Source organism: Alphaproteobacteria bacterium (assembly GCA_026400645.1).
GTDB lineage: Bacteria > Pseudomonadota > Alphaproteobacteria > Paracaedibacterales > CAIULA01 > JAPLOP01.
Genome location: JAPLOP010000028.1, coordinates 43,542 through 51,751, shown reverse-complemented (window position 1 = coordinate 51,751; position 8,210 = coordinate 43,542). Strand labels below are relative to the sequence as shown.

The following is an 8,210-nucleotide window of genomic DNA, read 5'->3' as shown; positions in this document are numbered from 1 at the left end:
TAACGGTCAAACCTTTTTGCTCCAGTTTTCATCAACGCTTAAAAACGTCACTTTAACTGGTTCTTAAGGCTATTTTAATGCCCGTAAAAAGAGGGAATTCTAGTTGTCGTTAGAAGGGAATTCTAGTTGTCGCCGCACACATGGAATAATTAAACGCAACAAGGCCGATCGCCGTACTAAAAAGACAAAGACCCGAAAGGATGCATAGTGCTGGCAGTTTTTCAGCCGCCTGATCCACGTGTATCACAAGCAAAAGCGCGGGTATCTGCAGCGGCAATAACGACAGAGGCAGGGTAATTTTGGCCCCATCGTCTTTTTGAAAGGGGGGCGTTATCGATAAAGCAGCCGACAAAGCTGTGATTTGTATGGCACTCAAAAACAGTGCAAGGCAGGTCGCGATAGGGCTGTTTAGGACGGGCACGATTAAAGAAATACCAAGGACAGTGACAAGGGCCGGACATATAATCGTTATTAAAAACGCCGCCATTTTTCCCATAAAATACGTACATGGTGCCATTTTTTGGCTGACTAACCAATCAAGGCTGCCATCGATGAAATCCACTGTTAATGCACTGTGGAATGTATTCATGGCGATCCACGAATAAAATATGAATACCGTTGGCGTAAACCACGGGGGGACGACCAGTCCCGTTTGTTGTTCTGCCGAAAAAGACAATAGGGATATGATAAAAACAAGCAACAGCGGGCATGAATGCCAATTTTGTTTTAGGCTTTTGAATTCCAAGGAAAATGTTGGAAACGAATGACGGGCCCCTAACAACAATTAATTGGTAGCCCGGGCCATGTCAAAATGACTTTCCCCAAAACCCGAACGATTGATTGGGCAGGAAACCCCTATTAACCGATCCTCCGGAAATATCAGGCTAATGGATGCCCCCTGGTCGCGTTGAACGCTGCAAATAAGTTTGCCACCATGGGCGGCCATCAGTTTTTTACTGAGCAACAGCGCTGAATTTATTTTTTTGTCCATTTTTGTTTCATAGTTTTTGGTCAGGATGCTTTCATTATGGCTTTGCAAATATGATATCGATGATTGGCTTTCCCCCATGGACAGGGAAATGACCCCCTTTCCACTGGAAGAAAGGCGGAATTCTATGGCTAATGGCATGCCAGGCATCCTTAGGTCCTGCAGGCAACCAAGGCACATCGTGATGATTTTTTGAATTATTTTTTTATTGGCACGAAGCCATGGAAAATTAGGATGATCCACCAGCTCTATGTCATCTTCTTTGATCCCATGTTCTGCGCAAAATGAATGAACAACATCCGCAGCGGCTTCTTGTAGATCAATGCTTTCTTCGATAATGATGGGGGCTTTCTCATCCTTAAGGGTTTCCTCCATTGTTCCGACAAGCGCCAAAATTTCCTTGATATATCCATATAAGGATTCAAAATTGTTGGTTACCGAGGAAGAATCGGACCCAGTCAACCGAGAAAGTTCTTTGCAGCGTTCGTAGATCTTATTAATAGGAAGGTGAAAATCTTGTAACAGTCGACTCAGAAACCATGTTTTGCAGTATTCGGTAAATTCATGAGTTTCGTTTTTTTGAAGGAGAGTATCATTAACAGCAGCTAATTTTTTTTGCTGAACAAGGTTGTATTTTTTTATTTTTTCTGATGTTTCGTTGTTCAGTTTTTCCCTAAGAAAAGCATATGAAGAAATAGCGTCCTGCTTTTTGATGGCCCGGATGATAACATAGGATTGATTATCTTGGTTGGCATCTGGGGTATCTTTTGCTTTAGGAAATTTATATCGATTTCCATAGGTCCTAAGGTCCAGCGTTTTGTCGTTATCGTATTTTAGAATCAATGTTCCGGGAACGAATTGTGTCGTGCTGTAACACACCCTAAGGTAGGCCTGTATTTCCTTTTGGCTGGTAATCGCCAATTGATGAAGCTCCGTTTTCAGAAGGTCATCTTCGCTTTTTTGTAATTTTTGAATGGCGAGTTTGTTGGCGGCAACGATGGAACCCATTTTATCGACTATGATGATAAATCGTTCGATCGGATCATAAAGGGAATGAAAAAGCTCGAGTCTTTCCTTTATCATTATTTGGATCCATCAAACAGAAATGCGTCCCCAAAGAATTCAATGCCATGGCTGCTTTCAGTATCGGAACTTGGCTTAAGATCAATATTTATATGGCATTCCGCGCAGCCCTGGGCAATCGTTTCTTTGATTTCTATTCGGCTGTATCCATGGTTTTGGGCAATAAACCTGCCAAGAATGCTGGTTGTTAGTTTGCAAAGTGAAGGGTGATTCTTAACATGTTCCTTTCCAAAAAGGCACTCTTTGATTTTTATCACCCTTTTATCTGGATCTGGTGAAAGCAAATAAGCCTCCCCACCCTTTGCTTTCATACAGTCATTAAAAATGGAAAGCGCCTGATCGGCCGTCAAGAGGTGCCCTTCTTCTGAATGAGGGTGTACTTTTTCGGCAATATTGTGCCCAACGATGTGCATTAATCCCGCGGCCTCCTCAAATCCAACAAGGGATTCAATGGCCCCGACAAGTTCCTCTAGGATTGTAGATAGGAAAAATACTTTGTCGGTCAGTGGATGCCGGGGTTGCGCATCTAATGTTTCGTTAGAAACGGGCCCTTCTTGCGGAATACAATCCATTTACATATCTCTCATTCCTGTGAATTTAGAGTATATATGGCATGTTTGCTAAAAGACCGCAAGAAGATATCCCAAAACTTTATGGCATTTGTGTTACGCGGCAGCTGTTCCCCATTTTGCTACATTTCCGCGCAGCCTCATTTCGTGATGGAAAGGGTCCGGCCAAAACACCATACGCTTCCTTTCCGGAATTGGTTGCTTGCGGGCGGATAACCAATTCACAATCCATAAGTTCATTGGCGTGTTTTTTACGAAGCTTGTTGGATTCCGCCTTGGCAAGGGTTTCGGTTTCAAGTGTGCTCATTTGGATATAGAATCCTGGAACTGCTTTTGGTTTTTCTGCCTGGACTTGTTGAACGGTGTCCGCCGCTGGCACAGGAGGAATGGTTGCCTGCATCATGGGTTGCTGCGGAATGGGCTGTTGGATTTGTTGCTGCTGGATGGGCTGTTGTCCAGGCACTATTACCCCATATCCATAGGGCATCGGCTGTTGCCCATTATAAGGTAACATCGCTGGAGGGGGCATCATGGGTTGCTGCTGGTAACCTCCTCCTGGGGCAACATTTGTGGCATAGGGCTGCGGGGCATATTCCGGTTGATTATATCCTGGCTGAGCATACCCAGGTTGGGCAGTTTGCTGCTGAGGGTCATACGTCGGATATTGCTGTGCCTGCATAGGCATCGGCGCCGGCATAACGGTTGATTGTTGATCTGGCGGTAATAATTGTTCCACCTGGGTCCCCGAATTTGGTTCCCATCGCCTGTATACCAGCATATCTTGGTGTGGGACATTCGTTCCGCCTGGGCTTTCTGGCTTTACCTTAAAGGGGCCTTGTTCTGCCTGAATCAAGGGAATGCTGTCTGTGCTGGGTTGACTGGCCCACCGGTAAGAAAACCACGCGATGCTTGCGAACACGACCAATCCCGATATGGTCAGAACAAACTTTAATGGCGACGATCGTTCGGACCATTCTTCCTGAGTATCTTCTGGCAGGGCATCGTCCTCTTGCCAAAATGAAAGTGTTTTTAGGTCTTCTTTATTATTGTGTTGTTTTTGATCATAAAGACGCAATGGATGAAAATCGTCGCGATGCCCGATGGGATTAGCATGTGCATGCCTATGGGGCGACAGCTGAGGTGACAATTGTGGGGAAAAAAATTCCTCGCTTCTTTGCGGGGCACGTTCGGATTCTTGATTAAAACCAGGAGCAAATTCAGGGGCAAATTCAGGGTTAAATTCTTTGCGAAATCCTGGGCGAAAACCTTGGTAATGATCAAAGGGGTCTATCGATTCCCTGTCTGTTGGTCGGATGGATAGCCTTGGTTCTCCCAATCTTGGCTCTCCCAATCTTGGTTCGCCCAGGCGTGAATCATCTTGGTCCCTATAGGGATGATGGTTGCTGTTGCGATAAAGATCACGTTCCGCGTTGCCATGATGCGCCATCCCTTTGTTCAGATAAATTTCGTTATCCCGCTGATTGTGCGCTGCAGAGTTGTTGTTTTTGCGACCACCGAAAATAAATCGTGACCCGCCATTTGCCCCAGAATGTATTTTAGAATGTGTCATTATCTCATCTCCTCTACTGGCTTAATGCCCAACAGCGTCAAACCACCGGCTATTACTGATTTCACCCCAGTGATAAGGGCAAGCCTTGCTTTTGTTGCTTCTTGGTCGGACGGGTCTATGAATCGCAAGTGCGTGTTATCCTTTCCCTTATTCCACAGGGAATGGAATTGTGATGCCACATCATGCAAAAAAGTTGCCACACGGTGGGGTTCCCTAACCTGTGCGGCCAATTCAACCTGTCGTGGCCAATCTGCTAGTATTCTGATCATGGACAGTTCACTGTCGTCGGTCAAGATTTTCAGCGGGGCCGCATTTATGTCAGTCAAATCAAGATCCGGAAACACAGTCTTGGAATGCCTTAGAACAGAACAAATCCGCGCATGTGCATATTGTATGTAAAAAATTGGGTTATCTTTTGATTCCTCTAACACTTTTACAAAATCAAAATCAACGGGCATATCTTGGTGTCTTGAGATCATCATGAATCGCGTGGCATCCTTGCCAACACGGTCGATAACATCGCTGATCGTGATAAAAACGCCGGCCCTTTTTGACATACGCACCGGAACGCCATTATCCAAAAAATTAACCATCTGGCAGATTTTAATCTCTAGATTACCCGCCCCTTGGGTTGCAGCCTTGACGGCGGCCAGCTGACGCTTAACATATCCACTGTGATCGGCCCCCATTACGTTAACCATGTGGTAAAAACCACGGCGGACCTTATCGACATGGTAAGCAATATCCCCTGCAAAATAAGTCCACGATCCATCTGATTTGCACAATGGGCGATCGATATCGTCCCCGTATGTTGTTGCCCGAAAAAGGGTTTGGGGGCGTTCTTCCCAATCATCCACAACGAAACCCTTTGGGGGGGTTAGCACACCTTTATACACATCGCCTTGTTCCTCGAGGATTTTTAAGGTTTCCTCAATCAAACCAGCCTTGACCAATTCCCGTTCGGATGTATAGATATCCATACAAACCCCAAGGGATGCCAAGTCAGATCGAATATCTTTCATCATGGCATCAACAGAATAGATACGGAAGATTTCTAGCCATTCTGATTCCGGACAATCAAGCCATTGGGAGCCATATTTTTCCGCCAGGGCTTTTCCAAGGGGAACCAGGTAATCGCCGCCATACATGCCTTCTGTGAATGACGATGGGGATATTTCATGGCCCAATGCTTCTTGATACCGCAGGTGTACAGACCGCGCCAGGGCATTAATCTGACCCCCGGCATCATTGACATAGTATTCCCGAAAAACGTCATACCCAACCTTTTGCAATAAGGATGCAATTGCATCCCCCAAAACAGCATTTCTGCCATGACCTGTATGCAGGGGGCCGGTTGGATTTACAGAAACAAATTCCACATTCAGTTTTTGCCCCTGACCGATGGTCGAATCCCCGTAATTCAGACCTTGATCAAGCAATTCCCAAAGCTGGTCATGCCAAAAAGAATCCGTCAGCTTTAAATTGATAAATCCAGGGCCCGCCACGTCAGTTTTTTCAACACAGTCCAGGGCACCCAGTTTTTGGGCAATTTTTTGCGCCAATTCGCGTGGATTAATCCCCAGAGGTTTGGCCAGCACCATGCCAACGTTCGTTGCGATATCACCATGAACGGGGTCGCGCGTTGGTTCAACCATGAATTTTTTTAAATCACTGGGAAGTGCCCACCCTTCTTGTTCTGCCAACTGATTAACAATTTTATGAATAGAGTCTTGGAAAAAACTAAAAACGCTCATCTGTGTATGCTCAAAGGTATTTTGTGTAAATGTAAAAATGATTCTAACAGTACTATACTTATAAGGCTTGGGACAATATTATTCCCTGCTCAGGCTCTTAAAAAAGTTGACGTACGTATAAGCGTACGTTATTGTTGTCGCATAAGGCGAATGATAAGGAAAAATTGAATGGCAATTTTGACAGCCAGCGAAGCCCGGGCTAATTTTTATAGATTAATAGACGAAACCAACATCAATCATGAACCTACCCTTATAAAAGGTAAGCGCCACAGCGTCGTTTTAGTTGCGGAGGATGATTGGCGTTCGTTGCAGGAAACGATTCATTTGCTCTCTATCCCTGGGATGCGTGACTCAATTTATCAAGGGATAAGGGAACCTTTAGAAAAATCAGATACATCGCTAAACTGGTCATGATCTATACGCTGTATTTTACAAGGCAGGCTCAAAAAGATGCGCAAAAAATAAAGCAGGCTGGCTTGAAAGAAAAAGTGGAAACCGTGTTGGAAAGGCTGACCAAGGATCCCTTTCATAATTATCCTCCCTATGAAAAACTTGTTGGTGATTTGGCCGGGGCTTATTATCGTCGCATTACCATACAGCATCGGCTTGTTTATCAAGTTTACGAAAATGAAAAAGCTGTCAAAATTATTCGGATGTGGACTCATTACGAATAAATACAGACAGTTGATGAGTATTATTACGAAATACTCATCCCACCTGCAACTGCGCAGCCTTGATCGTGTTCACCAACAAGTAGCCAATCGTCATGGGGCCAACGCCCCGTGGCACCGGGGTTATGAACCCAGCCTTTGTAAGCGCACCGCTAAAATCCACATCGCCCCGGATGATATGTTCCCCGGTTGTTTGCTGGACTCGATTGATCCCAACATCAATCACAACAGCACCGGGCTTAATATAATCAGCCGTGATGAAACCAGGGCTTCCGATCGCACAAACCAGGACGTCGGATTGGGCGCAAACCTGCATCAGGTCACACGTCCTGGAATGCGCCATGGTAACGGTTGCATCCGCATTCATCAGCATAATCATCAGGGGCTTTCCAACCAGCACCGATCGCCCAACGATGGTCGCGCGCATGCCACTCAGGCTCGGCAAGACAGAGCAAATCAAATGCATACACCCCTGGGGTGTGCAGGGCGTCAATACAGGCTGACCCGCGATCAATCGACCCAGGTTATAAGGATGCAGCCCATCAACATCTTTTAGAGGATTAATTACTTCCAGAATTTTTTGGGTATCAAGATGGGGCGGCAGTGGTAACTGAATCAAAATCCCATGAACACCCGTTGCCACATTCAGTCGTTTAATAAGGGCAATCAATTCCAGTTCGTCCACATCACCAGGCAAGCGATGCACCGTCGATCGTATCCCAACAGTGGCGCAAGCTGTTTGTTTGTTTCGAACATAGATTTGACTGGGGGCTTGGTCACCAACCAGAATAACATCCAATCCTGGCGCCACCCCCAATCGATCCCTGAAAACATCAACATCTAATCGGATTTGCGCCCGCAAATTTTCGGCAATCGCATAACCGTCGATAAGTTTCGCTGTCGTCATGGAAAGAACCGTGGATTATTCTGCTGCAGGTTTTTGGGCAAAATGCGCAATCTCGCGTCGAAGGGCACCCATCCCATGACCGGTGGCAGAGCTTGTCGCTATAACAACCGGATGGGCTGCTGGATGTTCTTTGACCTGTGCTTGTGTTTTTTCATAAACGGCATTCTGTTCTGATATTTTTAATTTATCAAATTTGGTCAAGATGATCTGGTAAGACAAGGCAACCTCGTCCAGCATTTTCATCATTTCAATGTCGTTTTCTTTGATTCCATGACGGCTGTCGATCAGCAAATAGGCGCGCTGCAGAGTTGGCCGACCCCGAAGGTATCCCTTCATCACCTTTTGCCATTTCTCAACAAGCTTTTTTGGGGCCTCTGCGTACCCATAACCGGGCAAATCAACAAGCAACAGCATATTAGCTAGGGAGAAAAAGTTTAACTCCTGCGTGCGGCCCGGCGTGTTTGATGTACGGGCAATCTTTTTGCGACCAACCAACCCATTGATCAAGCTTGACTTTCCAACGTTTGATCGACCGATAAAGGCAACCTCCGGCAATCCAAATTCAGGCAGATCCTGCAGTTTGACAACGCCCATAATGAACGTGCAATCCTGGACGAAAAACCAATCCGCCCAGTCCTGTTCTTTGTTTTCAGGTTGCTCCATCAGAA

Annotated in this window: 9 protein-coding genes; 2 read left to right on the top strand and 7 right to left on the bottom strand. The window is 45.7% G+C overall.

What is annotated here, in order from left to right; genetic code table 11:
* Positions 1–109: 109 nt before the first annotated feature.
* The 5 genes from NTX76_04775 to argS form a co-directional block, all read right to left on the bottom strand.
* The gene (locus tag NTX76_04775; protein MCX7338574.1) at positions 110–784 is read right to left on the bottom strand and encodes a hypothetical protein; all 675 of its coding nucleotides are present in this window, start codon (positions 782–784) and stop codon (positions 110–112) included.
* Positions 785–2,071 (bottom strand): hypothetical protein, encoded by a 1,287-nt coding sequence (locus tag NTX76_04770; protein ID MCX7338573.1) that lies wholly within the window; start codon positions 2,069–2,071, stop codon positions 785–787.
* On the bottom strand, positions 2,071–2,643 hold the full coding sequence (locus tag NTX76_04765) for a methanogen output domain 1-containing protein (protein ID MCX7338572.1): 573 nt from the start codon (positions 2,641–2,643) through the stop codon (positions 2,071–2,073). Before NTX76_04765 ends, NTX76_04770 begins: the two co-directional genes overlap by 1 nt.
* Positions 2,644–2,722: 79 nt before the next feature.
* Positions 2,723–4,210 carry an SPOR domain-containing protein gene (locus tag NTX76_04760; GenBank protein MCX7338571.1) on the bottom strand — a complete coding sequence of 496 codons (1,488 nt, stop codon included), beginning with the start codon at positions 4,208–4,210 and terminating at the stop codon, positions 2,723–2,725.
* Positions 4,210–5,964: an arginine--tRNA ligase gene (gene argS, locus NTX76_04755; GenBank protein ID MCX7338570.1), complete on the bottom strand. Its 1,755-nt coding sequence runs from the start codon at positions 5,962–5,964 to the stop codon at positions 4,210–4,212. The genes NTX76_04760 and argS overlap by 1 nt, the downstream gene beginning before the upstream one ends.
* Before the next feature lie 168 nt (positions 5,965–6,132).
* Between argS and NTX76_04750 the strand changes: the two genes are divergently transcribed.
* A complete protein-coding gene (locus tag NTX76_04750) occupies positions 6,133–6,378 on the top strand; it encodes a type II toxin-antitoxin system Phd/YefM family antitoxin (protein MCX7338569.1) in 246 nt (81 codons plus the stop codon).
* Positions 6,375–6,638 carry a Txe/YoeB family addiction module toxin gene (locus NTX76_04745; GenBank protein MCX7338568.1) on the top strand — a complete coding sequence of 88 codons (264 nt, stop codon included), beginning with the start codon at positions 6,375–6,377 and terminating at the stop codon, positions 6,636–6,638. The genes NTX76_04750 and NTX76_04745 overlap by 4 nt, the downstream gene beginning before the upstream one ends.
* Before the next feature lie 34 nt (positions 6,639–6,672).
* Here the strand turns inward: NTX76_04745 and folD are convergent, their stop codons facing one another.
* Complete coding sequence (gene folD, locus NTX76_04740) at positions 6,673–7,542, bottom strand: bifunctional methylenetetrahydrofolate dehydrogenase/methenyltetrahydrofolate cyclohydrolase FolD (protein ID MCX7338567.1); 870 nt, start codon at positions 7,540–7,542, stop codon at positions 6,673–6,675.
* Between the two features lie 15 nt (positions 7,543–7,557).
* The gene (gene yihA, locus NTX76_04735; GenBank protein MCX7338566.1) at positions 7,558–8,205 is read right to left on the bottom strand and encodes a ribosome biogenesis GTP-binding protein YihA/YsxC; all 648 of its coding nucleotides are present in this window, start codon (positions 8,203–8,205) and stop codon (positions 7,558–7,560) included.
* Between the last annotated feature and the right edge of the window lie 5 nt (positions 8,206–8,210).